The 17,904-nt window shown below is 58.8% G+C and carries 19 protein-coding genes and 3 tRNA genes; 8 read left to right on the top strand and 14 right to left on the bottom strand.

What is annotated here, in order from left to right; genetic code table 11:
* Positions 1-181 precede the first annotated feature (181 nt).
* The 6 genes from clpX to J2W17_RS23640 form a co-directional block, all read right to left on the bottom strand.
* Positions 182-1,465, bottom strand: coding sequence for an ATP-dependent Clp protease ATP-binding subunit ClpX (gene clpX / locus J2W17_RS23665; protein WP_007946893.1), 1,284 nt, complete (start codon positions 1,463-1,465; stop codon positions 182-184).
* Positions 1,466-1,575: 110 nt separating this feature from the next.
* Positions 1,576-2,211 carry an ATP-dependent Clp endopeptidase proteolytic subunit ClpP gene (gene clpP, locus J2W17_RS23660; protein ID WP_064680636.1) on the bottom strand — a complete coding sequence of 212 codons (636 nt, stop codon included), beginning with the start codon at positions 2,209-2,211 and terminating at the stop codon, positions 1,576-1,578.
* A gap of 92 nt (positions 2,212-2,303) precedes the next feature.
* A complete protein-coding gene (gene tig, locus J2W17_RS23655; protein WP_154852717.1) occupies positions 2,304-3,614 on the bottom strand; it encodes a trigger factor in 1,311 nt (436 codons plus the stop codon).
* 399 nt (positions 3,615-4,013) lie between these two features.
* Positions 4,014-4,098 (bottom strand) — tRNA-Leu (locus J2W17_RS23650).
* Between the two features lie 56 nt (positions 4,099-4,154).
* Positions 4,155-4,230: transfer RNA gene (locus J2W17_RS23645), tRNA-His, on the bottom strand.
* A 40-nt stretch (positions 4,231-4,270) separates the two neighbouring features.
* Positions 4,271-4,347, bottom strand: a tRNA-Arg gene (locus J2W17_RS23640).
* 279 nt (positions 4,348-4,626) lie between these two features.
* On the opposite strand from J2W17_RS23640, the gene folD reads away from it, so the two are divergent.
* Together folD and pbpG are read left to right on the top strand one after the other, a co-directional pair.
* Positions 4,627-5,481 carry a bifunctional methylenetetrahydrofolate dehydrogenase/methenyltetrahydrofolate cyclohydrolase FolD gene (folD, locus tag J2W17_RS23635; RefSeq protein ID WP_307340201.1) on the top strand — a complete coding sequence of 285 codons (855 nt, stop codon included), beginning with the start codon at positions 4,627-4,629 and terminating at the stop codon, positions 5,479-5,481.
* Between the two features lie 546 nt (positions 5,482-6,027).
* Positions 6,028-6,966 carry a D-alanyl-D-alanine endopeptidase gene (gene pbpG, locus J2W17_RS23630; RefSeq protein WP_307340198.1) on the top strand — a complete coding sequence of 313 codons (939 nt, stop codon included), beginning with the start codon at positions 6,028-6,030 and terminating at the stop codon, positions 6,964-6,966.
* 465 nt (positions 6,967-7,431) lie between these two features.
* On the opposite strand, the gene J2W17_RS23625 is transcribed toward pbpG, so the two are convergent.
* The 3 genes from J2W17_RS23625 to J2W17_RS23615 all read right to left on the bottom strand — a co-directional run bounded on the left by J2W17_RS23625 (position 7,432) and on the right by J2W17_RS23615 (position 8,657).
* Positions 7,432-7,644: a hypothetical protein gene (locus J2W17_RS23625; RefSeq protein ID WP_307340195.1), complete on the bottom strand. Its 213-nt coding sequence runs from the start codon at positions 7,642-7,644 to the stop codon at positions 7,432-7,434.
* A gap of 18 nt (positions 7,645-7,662) precedes the next feature.
* On the bottom strand, positions 7,663-7,869 hold the full coding sequence (locus tag J2W17_RS23620; RefSeq protein ID WP_307340193.1) for a DUF6021 family protein: 207 nt from the start codon (positions 7,867-7,869) through the stop codon (positions 7,663-7,665).
* A gap of 113 nt (positions 7,870-7,982) precedes the next feature.
* Positions 7,983-8,657 carry a peptidase C39 family protein gene (locus tag J2W17_RS23615; RefSeq protein ID WP_307340190.1) on the bottom strand — a complete coding sequence of 225 codons (675 nt, stop codon included), beginning with the start codon at positions 8,655-8,657 and terminating at the stop codon, positions 7,983-7,985.
* Between the two features lie 220 nt (positions 8,658-8,877).
* Between J2W17_RS23615 and J2W17_RS23610 the strand changes: the two genes are divergently transcribed.
* Complete coding sequence (locus J2W17_RS23610; protein ID WP_307340187.1) at positions 8,878-9,048, top strand: hypothetical protein; 171 nt, start codon at positions 8,878-8,880, stop codon at positions 9,046-9,048.
* Between the two features lie 79 nt (positions 9,049-9,127).
* Here J2W17_RS23610 and J2W17_RS23605 read toward each other — a convergent pair whose 3' ends face one another.
* Complete coding sequence (locus tag J2W17_RS23605) at positions 9,128-9,877, bottom strand: TerC family protein (protein WP_307340185.1); 750 nt, start codon at positions 9,875-9,877, stop codon at positions 9,128-9,130.
* Positions 9,878-9,905: 28 nt separating this feature from the next.
* Positions 9,906-10,148, bottom strand: coding sequence for a hypothetical protein (locus J2W17_RS23600; RefSeq protein WP_307340182.1), 243 nt, complete (start codon positions 10,146-10,148; stop codon positions 9,906-9,908).
* A 362-nt stretch (positions 10,149-10,510) separates the two neighbouring features.
* Here J2W17_RS23600 and nhaR point away from each other — a divergent pair, with 362 nt between their 5' ends.
* Positions 10,511-11,410: a transcriptional activator NhaR gene (nhaR, locus tag J2W17_RS23595; RefSeq protein WP_307340179.1), complete on the top strand. Its 900-nt coding sequence runs from the start codon at positions 10,511-10,513 to the stop codon at positions 11,408-11,410.
* A gap of 4 nt (positions 11,411-11,414) precedes the next feature.
* Here the strand turns inward: nhaR and J2W17_RS23590 are convergent, their stop codons facing one another.
* On the bottom strand, positions 11,415-12,569 hold the full coding sequence (locus J2W17_RS23590; RefSeq protein ID WP_307340176.1) for an MFS transporter: 1,155 nt from the start codon (positions 12,567-12,569) through the stop codon (positions 11,415-11,417).
* A 274-nt stretch (positions 12,570-12,843) separates the two neighbouring features.
* On the opposite strand from J2W17_RS23590, the gene sstT reads away from it, so the two are divergent.
* Positions 12,844-14,076, top strand: coding sequence for a serine/threonine transporter SstT (gene sstT / locus J2W17_RS23585; RefSeq protein WP_307340174.1), 1,233 nt, complete (start codon positions 12,844-12,846; stop codon positions 14,074-14,076).
* 200 nt (positions 14,077-14,276) lie between these two features.
* On the opposite strand, the gene J2W17_RS23580 is transcribed toward sstT, so the two are convergent.
* Positions 14,277-14,786, bottom strand: coding sequence for a DUF1993 domain-containing protein (locus J2W17_RS23580; protein WP_307340172.1), 510 nt, complete (start codon positions 14,784-14,786; stop codon positions 14,277-14,279).
* A 138-nt stretch (positions 14,787-14,924) separates the two neighbouring features.
* Between J2W17_RS23580 and J2W17_RS23575 the strand changes: the two genes are divergently transcribed.
* Entirely contained in the window at positions 14,925-15,572 is a 648-nt protein-coding gene (locus tag J2W17_RS23575; RefSeq protein ID WP_307340169.1) for a YceH family protein, read from the top strand.
* A 224-nt stretch (positions 15,573-15,796) separates the two neighbouring features.
* On the opposite strand, the gene J2W17_RS23570 is transcribed toward J2W17_RS23575, so the two are convergent.
* Entirely contained in the window at positions 15,797-16,615 is an 819-nt protein-coding gene (locus J2W17_RS23570; RefSeq protein ID WP_307340167.1) for a shikimate 5-dehydrogenase, read from the bottom strand.
* Between the two features lie 244 nt (positions 16,616-16,859).
* Here J2W17_RS23570 and J2W17_RS23565 point away from each other — a divergent pair, with 244 nt between their 5' ends.
* Together J2W17_RS23565 and J2W17_RS23560 are read left to right on the top strand one after the other, a co-directional pair.
* Positions 16,860-17,228: a hypothetical protein gene (locus tag J2W17_RS23565; protein WP_307340164.1), complete on the top strand. Its 369-nt coding sequence runs from the start codon at positions 16,860-16,862 to the stop codon at positions 17,226-17,228.
* A 403-nt stretch (positions 17,229-17,631) separates the two neighbouring features.
* Positions 17,632-17,826: a hypothetical protein gene (locus tag J2W17_RS23560; RefSeq protein ID WP_307340161.1), complete on the top strand. Its 195-nt coding sequence runs from the start codon at positions 17,632-17,634 to the stop codon at positions 17,824-17,826.
* Positions 17,827-17,904 lie beyond the last annotated feature (78 nt).

Below are 17,904 nucleotides of genomic sequence, written 5' to 3'. Positions count from 1 at the left end.
AGGGGCCCGCAGCACTAATGCCGGTCAGACTGTAGGAGCGAGCTTGCTCGCGATGATCTCAAGGGCAACGCGTTCATTCAGAAAGAACGCGTTATCGTTAACGTCCATCGCGAGCAAGCTCGCTCCTACAGCTGACCGGCATTAGCCCGAAGGCCCCTTCTTTGTTGCGGCGGCGTGACGCTTAGGCGTCTGGTGCTGCCTTGGCAGCCGGCTCACTGTTTTCGTAGATATACAGTGGCTTGGACTTGCCTTCGATGACGCTTTCGTCGATCACGACTTTACTCACCTCGGACTGCGAGGGGATTTCGTACATGGTGTCGAGCAATACGCCTTCGAGGATCGAACGCAGTCCACGGGCACCGGTCTTGCGTTCCAGGGCACGTTTGGCGACCGATTTCAGCGCGTCGGCCCGGAATTCCAGATCAACACCTTCCATCTCGAACAACTTGGCATACTGCTTGGTCAGTGCATTTTTCGGCTCGGTGAGAATCTGCATCAACGCAGCTTCATCAAGCTCGTCCAGCGTGGCCAGGACCGGCAGACGACCGACGAACTCCGGGATCAGACCGAACTTGACCAGATCGTCAGGTTCGACTTCACGCAGGGATTCACCGACTTTCTTGCCTTCTTCCTTGCTGCGCACTTCTGCGTTGAAACCGATGCCGCCCTTGGTGGAACGGTTTTGAATAACCTTTTCCAGACCGGAGAACGCACCACCGCAGATGAACAGGATGTTACGGGTGTCGACCTGAAGGAATTCCTGCTGCGGATGCTTGCGACCGCCTTGAGGCGGAACGGAAGCGACCGTGCCTTCGATCAACTTGAGCAGGGCCTGCTGCACGCCTTCACCGGAAACGTCCCGGGTGATCGACGGGTTGTCAGACTTGCGCGAGATCTTGTCGATCTCATCGATGTAGACAATGCCCATCTGGGCTTTTTCCACGTCGTAATCGCACTTCTGCAGCAGCTTCTGAATGATGTTCTCGACATCTTCACCCACGTAACCCGCCTCGGTGAGGGTGGTTGCGTCGGCGATGGTGAACGGAACGTTCAGCAAGCGGGCCAGTGTTTCGGCAAGCAGGGTTTTACCCGAGCCTGTCGGGCCGATCAGCAGGATGTTGCTTTTGCCGAGTTCGACGTCGTCATTCTTCTTGTCACGCTGGTTCAAGCGCTTGTAGTGGTTGTACACCGCTACGGCCAGAACCTTTTTCGCACGCTCTTGACCAATCACGTACTGATCAAGGATGCCGCTGATTTCTTTAGGCGAAGGCAATTTATGCGCGCTGCTCTCGGCCTGGGCTTCCTGCACCTCCTCGCGGATGATGTCATTGCACAGGTCGACGCATTCGTCGCAAATAAAGACCGAGGGGCCGGCAATCAATTTGCGCACTTCATGCTGGCTTTTGCCGCAGAAGGAGCAATAGAGCAATTTGCCGTTGTCCTCGCCGTTGCGGGTGTCAGTCATTCGTTCGATCCAAATCCGATAGGCTTGCAACACAAGATGAAGGCTATTGCGGGCTTTTTCAAGCCCGCGGGTGGCCAGACAAGCCAACCAACCTTATTTTGAGCTGCTTATTAAGCGGGGCGCTGGTCGATCACTTGATCGATCAACCCGTATTCACGGGCGGCTTCTGCACTCATGAAGTTGTCGCGGTTGGTGTCGCGCTCGATTTCTTCAAGCGTGTGTCCGCTGTGCTTGGCCATCAGCGTGTTGAGACGCTCACGAATGAAGAGGATTTCCTTGGCATGGATTTCGATGTCCGACGCCTGGCCCTGGAAACCGCCCAGCGGCTGGTGAATCATCACTCGCGAGTTCGGCAGGCAGTAACGCTTGCCGGCGGCACCAGCCGTGAGCAGGAACGCGCCCATGCTGCACGCCTGACCGATACAGGTGGTCGACACGTTCGGCTTGATGAACTGCATGGTGTCGTAGATCGACATGCCCGCCGTCACCGAACCGCCCGGGGAGTTGATGTAGAGATGGATGTCCTTGTCCGGGTTTTCCGCTTCAAGGAACAACAGCTGCGCACAGATCAGGTTGGCCATGTAGTCCTCTACCGGACCCACCAGGAAGATCACTCGTTCCTTGAGGAGGCGCGAGTAGATGTCATAGGCGCGCTCGCCGCGAGCGGACTGCTCGACAACCATCGGGACCAGGCCGCCTGCGGCCTGGATATCAGAGTTCTGCTGAATATAAGAATTACGGAACATGCTCTGCAGTCGCTCCCAAATAGTTTTGTCTTGAATACGCATAAGCCAGCTCGAGAGCTGGCTTATGGTGTGTACTTCTAACGCAAAATCAATCAGTCGGCTTGTGGAGCTTCTACCGGCTTGACCGCTTCTTCGTAAGAGACCGATTTATCGGTCACGCTAGCTTTCTGCAGAACAGTATCCACAACTTGTTCTTCCAGCACAACCGAACGGACTTCGTTCAGTTGCTGGTCGTTCTTGTAGTACCAGGACACGACCTGCTCTGGCTCCTGGTAGGCCGAAGCCATTTCCTGGATCATTTCGCGAACGCGGGCTTCGTCAGGCTTGAGGTCGAATTGCTTGACCACTTCAGCCACGATCAGGCCCAGCACTACGCGGCGCTTGGCTTGTTCTTCGAACAGCTCGGCCGGCAGTTGGTCAGGCTTGATGTTGCCGCCGAACTGTTGAACGGCCTGCACGCGCAGACGGTCGACTTCGTTGGACAGCAGCGCCTTTGGCACTTCGATCGGGTTGGTTTCCAGCAGACCGTCCATGACCTGGTTCTTGACCTTGGACTTGATCGCCTGACGCAGTTCGCGCTCCATGTTCTTGCGAACTTCGGTGCGGAAGCCTTCCAGGCCGGTTTCCTTGATGCCGAATTGAGCGAAGAATTCTTCGTTCAGCTCTGGCAGTTTTGGCTCGGAAACAGTGTTCACGGTCACGGTGAACTCAGCGGCTTTGCCAGCCAGCTCGAGGTTCTGATAGTCCTCGGGGAAGGTCAGGTTCAGCACGCGCTCTTCGCCAGCCTTGGCGCCAACCAGGCCGTCTTCGAAGCCAGGGATCATGCGGCCGGAACCCAGCACCAGCTGAGTACCCTTGGCGGAACCGCCGGCGAACACTTCACCGTCGACCTTGCCGACGAAATCGATGTTCAGTTGGTCTTCGTTCTGGGCAGCGCGATCGGCCACTTCAAAACGGGTGTTCTGCTTGCGCAGCACATCCAGCATCTTGTCCAGGTCGGCATCGGCCACGTCGGCGCTCAGGCGCTCCACAGCGATACCTTCGAAGCCGGCAACGGTGAACTCAGGGAACACTTCGAAAACCGCAACGTATTCCAGGTCCTTGCCCGCTTCGATCGATTTAGGCTCGATCGACGGCGCGCCGGCCGGGTTCAGCTTTTGCTCGACGACCGCTTCGTAGAACGAAGACTGAATCACGTCGCCTACCGCTTCCTGGCGCGCATCGGCACCAAAACGACGCTTGATTTCGCTCATTGGCACTTTGCCTGGACGGAAACCAGCGATCTTGGCCTTTTGGGCAGTCTGCTGCAGACGCTTGTTGACCTGAGTCTCGATGCGCTCAGCCGGCACGGTGATGCTCATGCGGCGCTCAAGAGCAGAAGTATTTTCAACAGAAACTTGCATGGATATTCCTCGTTGCACAGACGTTAGCCGGCCGTTTCCGACCCCAGAATCAAGGGCATGCATTCTAGTGGGTCAAACTCAAGAAGTCACCCTACTGAAAACGGGTAAAAACGCAGCAGGCAATTTATAGGCGGGGACAAACGGTATGCCTCGCCCTGTTAGCAAATACAGTCAGTCAGGCCAAGGCTCTGCAGCAGTCCTTCTATATATAGGAAGGAGCGGCCATGTGGCCCTGACAGCGGGCGAATCGGCATCATCGAGAAACAAAAATGCGACGAGTCGATCTGCCCTACCAACCCGAAATCCGCGGCTGGTTTGAAAATTCCGACTTCTAAAACAAAAACGGCGCAGCCCTTTTCAGGTGCTGCGCCGTTTTCTGCTATTAAATAGCGACTTGTATGGTGCGGACGGAGAGACTCGAACTCTCACACCTTGCGGCGCTGGAACCTAAATCCAGTGTGTCTACCAATTCCACCACATCCGCGTATCAAGCTTTTAAAGCAAAGGCGCCAGACTGTTAATCTGGCGCCTTTCTAAATATGGGGTGGACGAAGGGGATCGAACCCTCGACAACGGGAGTCACAATCCCGTGCTCTACCAACTGAGCTACGCCCACCATATTGCCATGTTGCGTTACTTGTGCCAAAGCTGCCTAATGGCGCACCCGGCAGGACTCGAACCTGCGACCATCCGCTTAGAAGGCGGATGCTCTATCCAGCTGAGCTACGGGCGCCTTGTTAATCTGTATTCTTGGACGATTACAAACTAAGTGCTTTCAGTCTCGCCGAATCAAACATCAACTCCGCTCAACCTTCTTAACCAGTGCTAGGCTGTGCCCGACAAGTGCGACGAATGTTATAGGTGACCCTGAAGGTCGTCAACTCTTTTTTAAAAAAAATTCATTTAATTAAAGGGCTTAGGGGAATTTGCAGACCAAGCGCCTTTGCCCTCACCTCATGGCATGCGAGAATGCGCTCTCTTTTTTTCACCTCTCGATGGTTAATCACGCGCAATGACTGCACAACTAATCGACGGCAAATCGATCGCCGCCAGCCTGCGCCAGCAGATCGCCAAACGCGTCACCGAGCGTCGCCAGCAAGGCCTGCGCACGCCCGGCCTCGCGGTGATCCTGGTCGGCAGCGATCCTGCCTCTCAGGTTTATGTCTCGCACAAGCGTAAAGACTGTGAAGAGGTCGGCTTCCTATCCCAAGCCTATGACCTGCCTGCTCAAACCACTCAAGAAGCATTGACCGACCTGATCGATCGCCTGAACGACGACCCGGCCATCGACGGCGTTCTGCTGCAGCTTCCTTTACCTGAACACCTGGACGCCTCCCGATTGCTGGAGCGCATTCGTCCGGACAAGGACGTTGACGGTTTCCACCCTTATAACGTCGGTCGCCTGGCCCAGCGTATTCCGCTGCTGCGTCCCTGCACCCCTAAAGGCATCATGACGTTGCTGGAAAGCACCGGTGCCGATCTTTACGGGATGGACGCGGTGATTGTTGGCGCCTCCAACATTGTCGGTCGCCCGATGGCGATGGAATTGTTGCTGGCCGGCTGCACCGTGACCGTGACCCACCGCTTCACCAAGGACCTGGCGGGCCACGTCGGTCGTGCCGACCTGGTCGTGGTTGCAGCCGGCAAGCCGGGCCTGGTGAAAGGCGAGTGGATCAAGGAAGGCGCGATCGTGATCGACGTCGGCATCAACCGCCAGGCTGACGGCAAGCTGGTGGGTGACGTGACCTACGACGCCGCCCTGCCCCGCGCCGGCTGGATTACACCGGTTCCGGGTGGCGTTGGCCCGATGACTCGTGCATGCCTGCTGGAAAATACGTTGTACGCCGCGGAAACGCTGCACGGCTGATTGCGGTATTGCCCAGGCGGCCTGCGGGCCGACCTGGCTCTCTGGTCCGCATGCAATTCAAAATGTAGGAGCCGGCTTGCCGGCGAAGGCGCCCTGACAGCCAACCCATTCATCTCGACCGCACTCGCCCCCCCTGATCACCTGATCCCCTGTAGGAGCTCGCTCGCGATGGTCGTAAGGACAACGCGTTCATTCAGAAGAAACGCGTAATCGTTGACGCCCAGCGCGAGCAATCGAGCGTCGACCGGCTGCTCCTACAGGGGGGTTCGGCGGAAACCATAAATACCCCCTCCAAAAGAAATCCATCCGGCCGCCAGCCATCTCCTCAAGTGAACCGCCTTTACGCCCAACGGCAGGGTTCTTTCTGCCCATAGAAAATCCTTTGACCACCCGCCGGAAATTAGCTTTTTTTTCATGTTTCCAAGGACTTTGACCCCTTCCTTGAACAACCATCGACAGTTATTCAGCCATACTCCAGAATGTCGCGCTTTTTTACGAAACAGCCCGTTACATAACGGCTTATCAACACCTTATGAGTCTGCCAGCGTGAAAATCCGTCTTTCCATCCTGAGCCTTTTTTTTGCTGTTACAGGGGCTTTCATCACGCCAATTTCCATCGCTGCCGAAACCACCCTGGCGCCACGCGATACGAAACAACTCAAGATCGCTTCCGGCAGCGCCTTGCTGATGGATATGCAAACCAACAAGGTCATCTATGCCACCAATCCTGACGTGGTGGTACCGATCGCTTCCGTCACCAAACTGATGACCGGCCTGATCGTGGTCGAAGCCCGGCAGAACATGGACGAGTACCTGTCCATCAACATCAGCGATACGCCGGAAATGAAAGGCGTGTTTTCCCGGGTCAAGCTCAAGAGCGAATTGCCGCGTCGGGAAATGCTGCTGATTGCCCTGATGTCCTCGGAAAACCGCGCCGCCGCGAGCCTCGCCCATCATTATCGGGGCGGCTATGTCGCGTTCATTGCTGCCATGAACGCCAAGGCCCGCGCGCTGGGTATGACCAGCACCCATTTCGTCGAGCCGACCGGCCTGTCCCCACGTAACGTGTCCACCGCACGCGACCTGAGCAAGCTGCTGGTGGCCGCACACAAGTATCCGATACTGACCGAATTGAGTACCACCAAGGAGAAGACCGTCTCGTTCCGCAAACCCAACTACAGCCTGGGTTTTCGTAACACCGACCATTTGGTCAGGAAGCCGAACTGGGACATCAAACTGACGAAAACCGGTTTCACCAACGCGGCCGGCCATTGCCTGGTGCTGGTCACCCGCATGGGTAACCGCCAGGTGGCGCTGGTGATTCTCGATGCCTTTGGTAAATACACTCACTTTGCCGATGCCAGCCGTATTCGCAGTTGGGTCGAGACTGGCAGGGGTGCTGATGTTCCGTCGGTGGCGCTGCAGTATAAATCCGACAAAAACCTCAAGAGCCGGCAGAGTGGTGTGGTGGAGGCGTCGAAGTAGGACGGGAAACCCGCAATTGCCGCGCCTGCGGACTCTTGCCCGCTGACCGCTTCTGTAGGAGCAAGCTTGCCCGCGACGGACGTCAACGATAATGCGTTTATCCTGAATAAACGCGTTGCCCTTGAAACCATCGCGAGCAAGCTCGCCCCTACAGGTCATGGGTTTATTCAGGGTTAGCGCGTTGTCGTTGACGTCCTTCGCTGGCAAGCCAGCTCCTACAGGTCATGTGTTTATTCAAAGTTAACGCGTTTTCGTTGACGTCCTTCGCTGGCAAGCCAGCTCCTACAGGTCATGGGTTTATTCAGGGTTAGCGCGTTATCGTTGGCGTCCTTCGCTGGCAAGCCAGCTCCTACAGGTCATGGGTTTATTCAGGGTTAGCGCGTTGTCGTTGGCGTCCTTCACTGGCAAGCCAGCTCCTACAGGTCATGGGTTTATTCAGGATTGGCGCGTTATCGTTGATTAACGTTAATCATTGGGCAGCGGCATCTGGTCGTCGTCCGGGATGCCATCGCCCGCGCTTGGGTCTTTGTGACCCTGATGCCCGGTGGGCGTCACCACCGGCCTGGCCAAGGGATCGCGCAACGGGCTGTTCGGATCCATCACCGGATCGGTATCCGCTTCGGGGGTGGTTGGAACGCTGTCCGGACGTTTGTCGTTGAAACTCGAATCGGTAGACATACGCACCTCACTTGGGGGTCAAGGTTTCAGGTCGGCGAGAGGGTCATAAGGCTTCGCCGGTGCCTTGTCGTCATCGCCTGGTTTCACGTCCCTGGGGGCCTTGGCCGGTCCGATGGGATCGACCTGGGGATCGGCAAGGTCCGGCGAATCGGGGTCGAAGTCCAGCTCATCGCCGGACGAATGCTCGGACGAGTGCGGGCCATCGGGGGTATTGGAATGTGCCATCGGCGCCTCCTTGGATATGTCCCGAACAAAAGGACTGGCCCGGAAATGTCCGGGCCCTGTTATCTCAGAGGCCTGTTGCGGGCGACAGTGCCCTGCAAATGACGAACGGAACGCTACTGCGCGGACAGCGCCTTCTTCGCCCGTGCAGCCGCTTGCTCCTGGCCTGCCTGAGCCAGATCGCTGGCCGCCTTCAGCCAGCGCTGCTGATCGACGTTGGCCGGAAGCTGCTCCGGCTTCTGCAGCAGGACCGCCCACCCCCCGGCATCCTTGAATGCCGACTCGAATGAACTGAAGCTCATCAGCGTCCGCCGGTTCATCCCGGCACGCAGCAGCACGGTCTGCTTTTCACGGTTGTAGCCGGCAAGAATGGCGTAACGTGGCCCCGCCCAGAACGCCGAGCCTTCGGTAAATCGCACCATCACCGGATAACCGGCCGCGACCTGGGCCAGCAGCGCGGGGAGGTTGGCATCCAGGGGATAGACCACCATGCCGTATTCGCGGGCGAGGTTCAGCATGTTCTGCTGCAACCGGGCTTCGGCGCCGGGCAACTGCAGGGGCTTGTCGAGCAGCCCCGGCGTGATCACGATGCCCTGCTGGGACAACAGGCTGGCCAGCACCTGGGGCCCGCTCTGATTGTCCTTCCCGCGGTAGAAGGTACCGCTGAGCTCGACCCGCTCCGGCAGCCGTTTGATTTGCGGCGCAACGCTTCCCGCGCAACCCGCCAGACCTGCAACACTGCCTATCAGCACTGCCACAGAAAGAATCCGAGAAAATAACCGCACCATCATTACTCACTTGTTCAGGCGCCAGGCGTACGTATTCCCGGCTTGGCGTGGATCATAGGGCGCGGGATCGCAGCGGTATAGCCTTCAGCGCCAGTTGATTGCATTCGATAGAGCGAACTCGTTGATGACAGCCGACCTTTGGTCAATAGCCTGAAACACGGCAGCGGCTAAACTGTCATTTGCAGAGAGTGTTCGCCCGAGCAAGGGCAAGGAGGAGGCACTGATGAGCCTGACAATGACCATAATAATGCTGGTAGCCGGTTGGCTGGCGGTGGCTACTGCCATGTTGTGGGGCGTCCTGCGCATAACTCGCCGGCACCATCACCCTCCTGTGCAACCGGCGTCGCCAGCCGCCACCGACAAACCGGCCACGCGTCACGCCAGCGCGCATTGAAAGGCGCTTTTCGGTCGTACAAACAAAAACGGCCGCCCGGATTCTTGCGAGTCCGGGCGGCCGTTTCGTTCAGTGCAGGTTACGCTTGAGCGGCAACCTTCTTCTGCTTCGCCCGTCGGGACATCATGTTCAGCCCCTCGATCGTGGCCGAGAATGCCATCGCCGCGTAGACGTAGCCTTTCGGTACGTGGGCGCCGAAGCCTTCGGCGATCAGGGTCATGCCGATCATGATCAGGAAGCCCAGGGCCAGCATCACCACGGTCGGGTTGTCGTTGATGAACCTGGCCAACGGGTCAGCCGCCAGCAACATCACCAGCACCGACACCACTACCGCAATGATCATGATCGGCAAATGCTCGGTCATGCCGACAGCGGTGATGATGCTGTCGATGGAGAACACCATGTCCAGCATCAGGATCTGCCCGATCGCGGCGGCGAAACCCAGGGTCACAGTGGAGGTCGCCGACTTCGGATCTTCTGGCGCCGGGTCCATGCTGTGATGGATTTCGGTGGTCGCCTTCCACAACAGGAACAGGCCACCGGCGATCAGGATCATGTCTTTCCAGGAGAACGCGTGGCCGAGAATATCGATCACCGGCTCGGTCAGCTGGACGATGAACGCGATGGTGCTCAACAGCCCCAGTCGCAGGATCAGTGCCATGCCGATGCCGATGCGCCGCGCCTTCTGCCGATGCTGCTCGGGCAGTTTGTTGGTCAGGATCGAGATGAAGATCAGGTTATCGATGCCGAGCACGATTTCCATCACGATCAACGTGGCCAGGGCGACCCAGGCGGTAGGGCTTGCAGCAAGTTCTAAAAGGTATTCCATGGGTCAGTCCTGACTCGTTTAAGGCGGTTTAGATTTCTTGGGACGAAGACTCGGCTTTGCGTTTTTCTTCGGCCGATGGTTCTTTTTTGCTGATCAACCCGCCGGTGGCGTCGCTTATCGCTTGCTCGGCGGCTTTGTGCGTGTCATCGATCGCTTGTTTTGCGCTTTCGGCGGCCTTGCCCATCAGTTGTTGAGCGCTTTTCTCGGCCTGGTCGCAACCGGCCAGTACCAGTAAAGACGTGATCAGCAAGGCCGTGGTTTTAAGCTTCATGATGTTTCCTCGATAGAACAGACAGAGCCGAAAAGGCCTCCCGTCGATAGCGGAGCATTCTAGGGAGACAGACACTTCAGGAAAATTCGTATTTTCGGCTGCTATACTTCGGTTTTTACGAACTCACTATCGAAATCCCGTGTGCGTACCTGTAGGAGCAAGCTTGCTCCGGACGGTGTTCCGACGATGGTCGTCAACGATAACCCGTGCTGACTGGTTAAACACGGGGCTCTGTAGGAGCAAGCTTGCTCGCGATGGTCGTCAACGATAACCCGTGCTTACTGGTTAAACGCGGGGCTCTTGAATCCATCGCGAGCGAGCTCGCTCCTACAGGGGGTTTGTGTGATTTGGGGATATAAAGAATGTTGAATTACCGACAGCTGCACTACTTCTGGGTGGTGGCCAAGACCGGCAGCATCGTGCGCGCCTGCGAGCAGTTGAACCTGACGCCGCAGACCATCAGCGGGCAGATCTCCCTGCTTGAGCAAACCTATGGCATCGAGTTGTTTCGCCGGGTTGGCCGCCAGCTGGAGCTGACGGAGGCCGGGCGCCAGACCCTGCCCTACGCCGAACAGATGTTCCAGCTGGGCGGCGAGCTGGAATTGATGTTGCGGGCACAGCCCAACGAGCAACAGATTCTGTTCCGGGTGGGCGTGGCGGACGTGGTGCCCAAATCCATCGTCTATCGGCTGATCGCGCCGACCATGGAGTTGAGCGAGCCGCTGCGCATCGCCTGCCGTGAAGACAAACTCGAACGTTTGCTCGCCGACCTGGCGATCCAGCGCCTGGACCTTGTGATTTCCGACAGCCCGATGCCCTCGCACCTGGACATCAAGGGCTACAGCCAGAAGCTCGGCGAATGCGGAATCAGCTTTTTTGCCACCCCTTCACTGGCGGCACAGTACGGCCAGGATTTTCCGCGCAGCCTGCACGGCGCACCGCTATTGATTCCCGGGCCGGAAACCGTGGTGCGCAGTCGCTTGCAGCGCTGGTTTGCCGAGCAGCAGATCCAGCCCCGCATTGTCGGCGAGTTCGACGACAGCGCCTTGATGCAGGCTTTCGGTCAATCCGGCAGCGGGATTTTCATCGGCCCGAGCGTGATCGCCGACGAGGTCAAACGCCAATACGGCGTGGAGTCGATTGGCCAGACCAACGCCGTCACCGAGTCGTTCTACGCCATTTCCGTGGAACGCAAGGTCAAGCACCCCGGCATTGTCGCCATTACCGAAGGGGCCCGACGGGAACTGTTCACCGCGCTGTGAAGCGTCAGGCGCAGACTTCCCGGGGCTTGAAGGTCATCAGCGCCATGGCCAGCAGGATCGAGACCAGGATAAAAGCGGCCGCGGCAAAACCCAGCCCTTGCAGGCCGACGCTATTGATCACCCGGCCACCGACCATGGCGCCCAGGCCGATCCCGAGGTTGGCCCCGGCAATGTTCAACGACGCGGCAAAGGCCGGCGCCTCGGGTGCCGCTTTCATCAAACGTACATGGCTGACCAGGAACAAGGCCGCCTGGGTCACGCCCCAGATCCCCATCGCCGCCGCCAGGCCCAGCGGCGAGTGAATGTTCGGCACCAGCGCGACCATGCCGGCAATCATGAACGCGCAGAAGGTCACCGACGCGATCAGTGGGTGACGATCCACTGCGCGGCCACCCAGTGAGTTGCCGATCAGCCCCACCGCGCCGAAGCCCATCAGGCACCAGCCGACCACCGTGCCGTTGAAACCGGCCAGGCGCTCGAGGATGTCCGCCAGGTAGGTGTAGGCGGTGAACATGCCGCTGAACACCAGGATCGACAACAGCACATGGCCGATCATCAGCGGGCTGCGCAGGATCTTGAACTGCGAACGAAAGCTCACTTGATGCTGATGCAGGTTGGTGGACGGCAGGTAAATGAACAGCAGCAGCGCCTTGGCGAAGGCGATCACCGCCAGGAGGCCGAAGGCACTGCGCCAGCCGAACGCGTCGGAAATCAGTGTGCCCACCGGAATGCCGAACACCGTGGCGCAGACAATCCCGAAACCGATCTTGGCGATGGCGCGACCGGCGAAGTCCGGTCCGACGATGTCCACTGCCGTTTCGCTGGCCAGGGCCCAGAACACCGGTAACCCGAGCGCGGGAATCAGGCGGGCGATGGCCATCACCCAGATGTTCGGGGCAAACGCCGCCAGGGTGTTGGCCAGGCCGAACATGATCAGCACCGAAATGAACAGCTTGCGTCGCTCGAACCTGGCGAAGTATGCGGTGAGGAAGGGTCCGAAGGCGGCGACGGTGAAGGCGAACAAGGTCACCAGCAAACCCGCTTGCGGGATGCTGACATCAAGGTCGCGGGCGATGGCCGGCAACAGGCCGACGATGACGAATTCCGTGGTCAATACCGTGAAACCGGCAGCGGACAACAGAAGGATGGGCAACAGCATGCAGAACTCCAGGAAAACGACGACACCAGCGACAGCCCGAAGGCCCGCTGGCAGAACATGAAAGTGAGGATGGGCCATCTTAACAGAGTGATTCCGCGGGCGGTTGCACGAACCTGCCTTTCTCGTTTAACACGCGGGCGGCAGATCGTCACAGCTCTGAAGGATCAGGACGACGCTGTGATAAAGTCCGCGCCCTGCGATACCTGCTTATCAGCCCTCGAGTGGCATTGATGCCGCGCTACCCAGCACTTAATAAAATCAGAGATGTCGTTTTATGACCGCTTCATCCCCTTCGCTATTGCATCGTTTGACACGCTTGAGCCTGGTCTCGCAAATCATCATCGGCCTGATCGCCGGGATTGTCCTGGCGCTGGTCGCGCCCGACGTGGCGAAGTCTACGGCGTTCATCGGCAAAGTCTTCGTCTCGGCCCTGAAAGCCGTCGCACCGATCCTGGTGTTCGTGCTGGTCATGGCGTCGATCGCCAACCATAAGCACGGCCAGGAAACCCACATCCGGCCGATTCTGTTCCTGTACCTGCTGGGCACCTTTGCCGCCGCGGTGGTCGCGGTCGCTGCCAGCATGATGTTCCCTTCCAGTCTGGTGCTCGTCACTCACGACGTCGCGGTGACCGCCCCGGGCGGCATCAGTGAAGTGCTGCAGAGCCTGTTGCTGAGCGTGGTCGACAACCCGGTCAGCGCCTTGATGAACGCCAACTTCATCGGCATCCTGGCCTGGGCGATCGGCATGGGCATTGCCATTCGCCATGCCGGTGACACCACCCGCGAGGTGCTCGGCGACTTGTCCAACGGCGTGACCCTGATCGTGCGCCTGGTGATTCGCTTCGCGCCGCTGGGGATTTTTGGCCTGGTGGCATCGACCCTCGCCACGTCCGGTTTCGGCGCCCTGCTCGGCTACCTGCAGCTGCTGGCCGTGCTGCTGGGCTGCATGCTGTTCGTGGCGCTGGTGATGAACCCGATGATCGTGTTCTGGAAACTGCGCCGCAACCCCTATCCGCTGGTGTTGATGTGCCTGCGGGAAAGCGGCATCACCGCGTTTTTCACGCGCAGTTCGGCGGCGAACATTCCGGTCAACCTGGAGTTGAGCAAGCGCCTGGGCCTGCATGAAGACACCTACTCGGTGTCGATCCCGCTGGGCGCCACCATCAACATGGCTGGCGCGGCGATCACCATTACCGTGCTGACCCTGGCGGCCGTGCATACCCTGGGTATTGCGGTGGATATTCCAACGGCCATCCTGCTGAGCGTGGTCGCGGCGATCTGTGCCTGTGGCGCTTCGGGCGTGGCCGGTGGGTCGTTGCTGCTGATTCCACTGGCGTGCAGTTTGTTCGGCATCCCGAGTGAAATCGCGATGCAGGTGGTGGCGGTTGGATTCATCATCGGGGTGTTGCAGGATTCGGCGGAGACCGCGCTGAATTCGTCCACGGATGTGCTGTTTACTGCCGCTGCATGCCTGGGTGAAGTAGAGAAGGCACAGCGATTGGCCTGACACCCGCTTAGGAGCCTGGCTAAAGAAATTGTAGGAGCGAGCTTGCTCGCGATGGACTCAAGAACGCTGCGTTTACCCCGTAAACACGCGTTATCGTTAACGACCATCGCGAGCAAGCTTGCTCCTACAAGCGCAGCGTTTATTCCGCAAGCACGCGTTATCGTTAACGACCATCGCGAGCAAGCTTGCTCCTACGGGGTTTAGAACGCGCCCATGTAGTCGCGCTTGCCCACTTCCACACCGTTGTGACGCAACAAGGCGTAGGTGGTGGTGACGTGGAAGAAGAATTGCGGCAGGCCGTAACTCAGCAGGTAAGCCTGGCCGGTGAAGCGCTTCTCTTTAGGCGTGCCTGGACGGGTGACGATCTCGATGCCTTCCTTGCCGACGATCTGCTCGGGCTTGATCTCGCCTATGTAGGCCAGGACCTTGGCGATCAGCGCTTGCAGTTCGGCGAAGGTGGTTTCGGTGTCGTCGTACTTCGGCACTTCGATCTCGGCCAGGCGCGAGGAAACGCCTTTGGCGAAATCAACGGCGATCTGCACCTGGCGTACCAGCGGGAACATGTCCGGATACAGACGGGCTTGCAACAACGCGTTTGGATCGATGTTTTTCGCGGTGGCGTGGGCTTCGGCCTTGTTCAGCACATCGCTCAGGGCGTTGAGCATTTGCGTGAATACCGGAATGGAAGCGTCGTACAGGGAAATAGTCATGGCAGTCTCGTGTTGTGACAGGAGGTAAATGTGGGCCGATTATAGCCATGCGCGACGCTCCTGCGACTTGTCTTTTGTTCAGCAAGGATTACGCTAGGCGCCTTCGACTGCATGCTTCGACTGCATAGGGAAAGCGCGATGAGCACTGAGCAAGAAACCACTATCGACGAGCCGCGCCTCAACAGCACGGAAATCCGCATCCTGGGTTCGCTGATAGAGAAACAGGCCACCAGCCCGGAAACCTATCCGCTGACCCTCAATGCCCTGGTGATCGCCTGCAACCAGAAAACCAGCCGTGAGCCGGTGATGAACCTCACCCAGGGCCAGGTCGGCCAGAGCCTGCGCGCCCTTGAAGGCCGCGGTTTTACCCGACTGGTGATGGGCAGCCGGGCCGATCGCTGGGAGCACCGGGTCGACAAGGCGCTGGAACTGGTGCCGGCCCAGGTCATCCTGACCGGCTTGCTGTTCCTGCGCGGCCCGCAAACGGTCAACGAACTGCTGACCCGCAGCGGCCGCATGCATGAATTCGAGGACACCGAGCAGGTGGTGCATCAGCTGGAACGCTTGATTGCCCGCGGTCTGGCACTGCTGATTCCACGCCAGGCGGGGCAACGTGAAGACCGCTACATGCACGCGCTGGGGGATCCGGCGGACATCGAGGTGATTCTGGCGGCGCGCAGCAATCCGGTCGAACGAGGTGCTGCCGGCGGCGTGTCTGTCGAGCGAATCGAAGAGCTGGAGGCGCGGATCGCCGCACTCGAAGAGCGTCTGGCACGCCTTGAGTAGCCTGACAACAACGATCAAATTGTGGGTGCGACGCCGGCTCGGGAAGCGGTCTGCTAGACACAGCATTGTTGGATGTACCGCCATCTTCGTCGGAACGCCGCCCGGAGCAAGCCCGCTCCCACAGGTTTTGCGTCGGTCACAATAGGTGCGTACACCAAAGATCTCTGTGGGAGCGGGCTTGCCCGCGATGGGGCCGGTACAGCCAGCAGATAACTTTTGGGGCCTCAGCTGCGAGCAAACTCCACCGCTTTCTGAAACTGCTCAACCGTCGGCCGCACACCGGTATAGAGCACAAACTGCTCCAGCGCCTGGATCGCAATCACTTCCAGCCCGGTAATCACCCGCTTGCCTTCAGCGCGAGCGCGCACGATCAGCGGTGTTTCCGAGGGAATCGCCACTACATCGAACACCGTCTCGGCCGCGGCAATGGCGTCAGGGTCGAACGCCAGTTGATCGGCTTCCGGCCCGCCGGTCATGCCTATCGGCGTGACATTGATCAACATCTGCGGACGCTGCGCGCCGAGTTCAGCCTGCCATTCAAAGCCCAGCGACTCGGCCAGGGTACGCCCGGCGCGCTCGTTACGGGCGACGATCAGGCCATTCGCGTAGCCGCCATCACGCAAGGCACTGGCCACGGCCTTGGCCATGCCACCGCTGCCGCGCAGGGCGAAGGTCGACGCCGTGGGCACCTGGTGGGTTTCCAGTAGCTGGGCGATGGCGATGTAGTCGGTGTTGTAGGCCTTGAGATGGCCGTTAGTGTTGACGATGGTGTTGATCGATTGAATGGCCGCGGCCGAGGCGTCCAGCTCGTCGACCCGCTCAATGCAGGCCTCCTTGAACGGCATCGACACGCCGCAGCCACGAATCCCCAGGGCGCGGATGCCCGCGATGGCACCGGGCAGGTCCTGGCTGCTGAAGGCCTTGTAATAGAAATTCAGGCCCAATTGCTCGTACAGATGATTGTGGAATCGCAAGCCAAAGTTTCCAGGGCGCCCGGAAAGGGACATGCACAGCTGGGTGTCTTTGTTGGGGTTCATCTGCATGTGAATCTCCTTCGATGGCGCTATCGGATGGACGGGATTAGCCATTCCACCCGGTCTGATCGATCATGTTCGCGTACCTGCCGGTGGCAGCGTACGACGCTAAGAAAGCCGGTACAGACCTTACACAAAATTTACCCAACGGCTGTGCTGATTTACAAAAAAACGCTGTCTTAGAAGTATCCCCGCGACAATCCCTGGGTCTATTGCAGAGCCAGGCGCCGGGTCGAAGAGCCGAGGAATTATCATGATCCGTAAAATCCCCATAGTGGCCTTGCTGATCGGTGCTTTTGCTATCACAGGCCAGGCAGAGGCAGGCGGCGGTCACGGCCACGGTTGGCAGGGTCCGGCGGTATTCGGTGCGATCGTCGGCTCGGCGATCGTGGGTTCGGCCATCATCAACAGCAACCGGCCGGTTTATGTGCAGCAGCCGGTTTACGTGCAGCCACAACCGGTGTACATGCAGCAACCGCCTCCGGTTTATTACCAGCCGGCACCGGTCTATGTGCAGCAACCGGTGTACTACGGCCCGCCGCCGGTTTACTACGGCCCGCCCCGTGGTTACTACCCTCCGCGCGGCTACTACGGCCCTCCCCACGGTTATCGCCGTTGGTAACGCCTTACCTGTAGGAGCGAGCCTGCTCCGGGCGGCGTTCCGACGATGGACGCCAGAGCGCCGCGTTTATGTAGGAGCGAGCTTGCTCGCGATGGACGCGAGAGCGCCGCGTTTATTCAGAAAGCCCGCGTTATCGTTAACGACCATCGCGAGCAAGCTTGCTCCTACAGGCAGACAGACCGTGTTAGGCCCGACAGTGGGCTCCTTTTGTGGCCGTTTGTCGGTACAGGTCTGAATAAATCGCCTCAAGGTCGCTGTCGGGACAGTCTTTGCGGTGCAAGTTGGCAAGATTGACTTGCCACCCTTCCCCCCGCTTGGGGAAAACGGTCATATTCATGTCATGTCAGGTCCCGAAACTGGATCTGTCCTGAAATTACAGGTTGATAATAACAAGGACGACCTCATGCCCACGCAAAACCCGCACCGCATCGTCGGCTTGTGCACTTCCAGCAAGGTGTACAACGCACTGACCGAACTCAAGCACCTGGAAGGCCATCGCAGCGCCAAGTTTCTCTCGCTGCTGGCGGAAAACCTGGTGCGCAAAGGCCTGCTCAACGAGCGGGAAGTGGTTCATATGCTGGATCTGGTGGTCGACTGAACCCAAGACTCATTGGCGTCAATGACCACTATCGAAAGCGTTGATTGTCCGTTTCAGCGTCGTGTCCGTAAGGTAGCT

Origin of the sequence: Pseudomonas lini, assembly GCF_030812475.1 — a bacterium.
In the GTDB taxonomy this organism is placed as follows: domain Bacteria; phylum Pseudomonadota; class Gammaproteobacteria; order Pseudomonadales; family Pseudomonadaceae; genus Aquipseudomonas; species Aquipseudomonas lini_A.
The sequence above is the reverse complement of the archived record's forward strand: the minus strand, read 5'-3'. Positions and strand labels throughout refer to the sequence as shown.

What these genes read in the sequence shown, in the direction of transcription:
- J2W17_RS23565 (WP_307340164.1), top strand. Translation starts at nt 16,860, where the DNA reads ATGATCCGTAAAATCCCCATAGTGGCCTTGCTGATCGGTGCTTTTGCT.
- clpX (WP_007946893.1), bottom strand. Translation starts at nt 1,465, where the DNA reads ATGACTGACACCCGCAACGGCGAGGACAACGGCAAATTGCTCTATTGC.
- J2W17_RS23590 (WP_307340176.1), bottom strand. Translation starts at nt 12,569, where the DNA reads ATGCTGTTGCCCATCCTTCTGTTGTCCGCTGCCGGTTTCACGGTATTG.
- J2W17_RS23560 (WP_307340161.1), top strand. Translation starts at nt 17,632, where the DNA reads ATGCCCACGCAAAACCCGCACCGCATCGTCGGCTTGTGCACTTCCAGC.
- J2W17_RS23610 (WP_307340187.1), top strand. Translation starts at nt 8,878, where the DNA reads ATGAGCCTGACAATGACCATAATAATGCTGGTAGCCGGTTGGCTGGCG.
- J2W17_RS23605 (WP_307340185.1), bottom strand. Translation starts at nt 9,877, where the DNA reads ATGGAATACCTTTTAGAACTTGCTGCAAGCCCTACCGCCTGGGTCGCC.
- J2W17_RS23625 (WP_307340195.1), bottom strand. Translation starts at nt 7,644, where the DNA reads ATGTCTACCGATTCGAGTTTCAACGACAAACGTCCGGACAGCGTTCCA.
- sstT (WP_307340174.1), top strand. Translation starts at nt 12,844, where the DNA reads ATGACCGCTTCATCCCCTTCGCTATTGCATCGTTTGACACGCTTGAGC.
- J2W17_RS23570 (WP_307340167.1), bottom strand. Translation starts at nt 16,615, where the DNA reads ATGCAGATGAACCCCAACAAAGACACCCAGCTGTGCATGTCCCTTTCC.
- J2W17_RS23580 (WP_307340172.1), bottom strand. Translation starts at nt 14,786, where the DNA reads ATGACTATTTCCCTGTACGACGCTTCCATTCCGGTATTCACGCAAATG.
- J2W17_RS23600 (WP_307340182.1), bottom strand. Translation starts at nt 10,148, where the DNA reads ATGAAGCTTAAAACCACGGCCTTGCTGATCACGTCTTTACTGGTACTG.
- J2W17_RS23615 (WP_307340190.1), bottom strand. Translation starts at nt 8,657, where the DNA reads ATGATGGTGCGGTTATTTTCTCGGATTCTTTCTGTGGCAGTGCTGATA.
- folD (WP_307340201.1), top strand. Translation starts at nt 4,627, where the DNA reads ATGACTGCACAACTAATCGACGGCAAATCGATCGCCGCCAGCCTGCGC.
- clpP (WP_064680636.1), bottom strand. Translation starts at nt 2,211, where the DNA reads ATGTTCCGTAATTCTTATATTCAGCAGAACTCTGATATCCAGGCCGCA.
- tig (WP_154852717.1), bottom strand. Translation starts at nt 3,614, where the DNA reads ATGCAAGTTTCTGTTGAAAATACTTCTGCTCTTGAGCGCCGCATGAGC.
- J2W17_RS23575 (WP_307340169.1), top strand. Translation starts at nt 14,925, where the DNA reads ATGAGCACTGAGCAAGAAACCACTATCGACGAGCCGCGCCTCAACAGC.
- nhaR (WP_307340179.1), top strand. Translation starts at nt 10,511, where the DNA reads ATGTTGAATTACCGACAGCTGCACTACTTCTGGGTGGTGGCCAAGACC.
- J2W17_RS23620 (WP_307340193.1), bottom strand. Translation starts at nt 7,869, where the DNA reads ATGGCACATTCCAATACCCCCGATGGCCCGCACTCGTCCGAGCATTCG.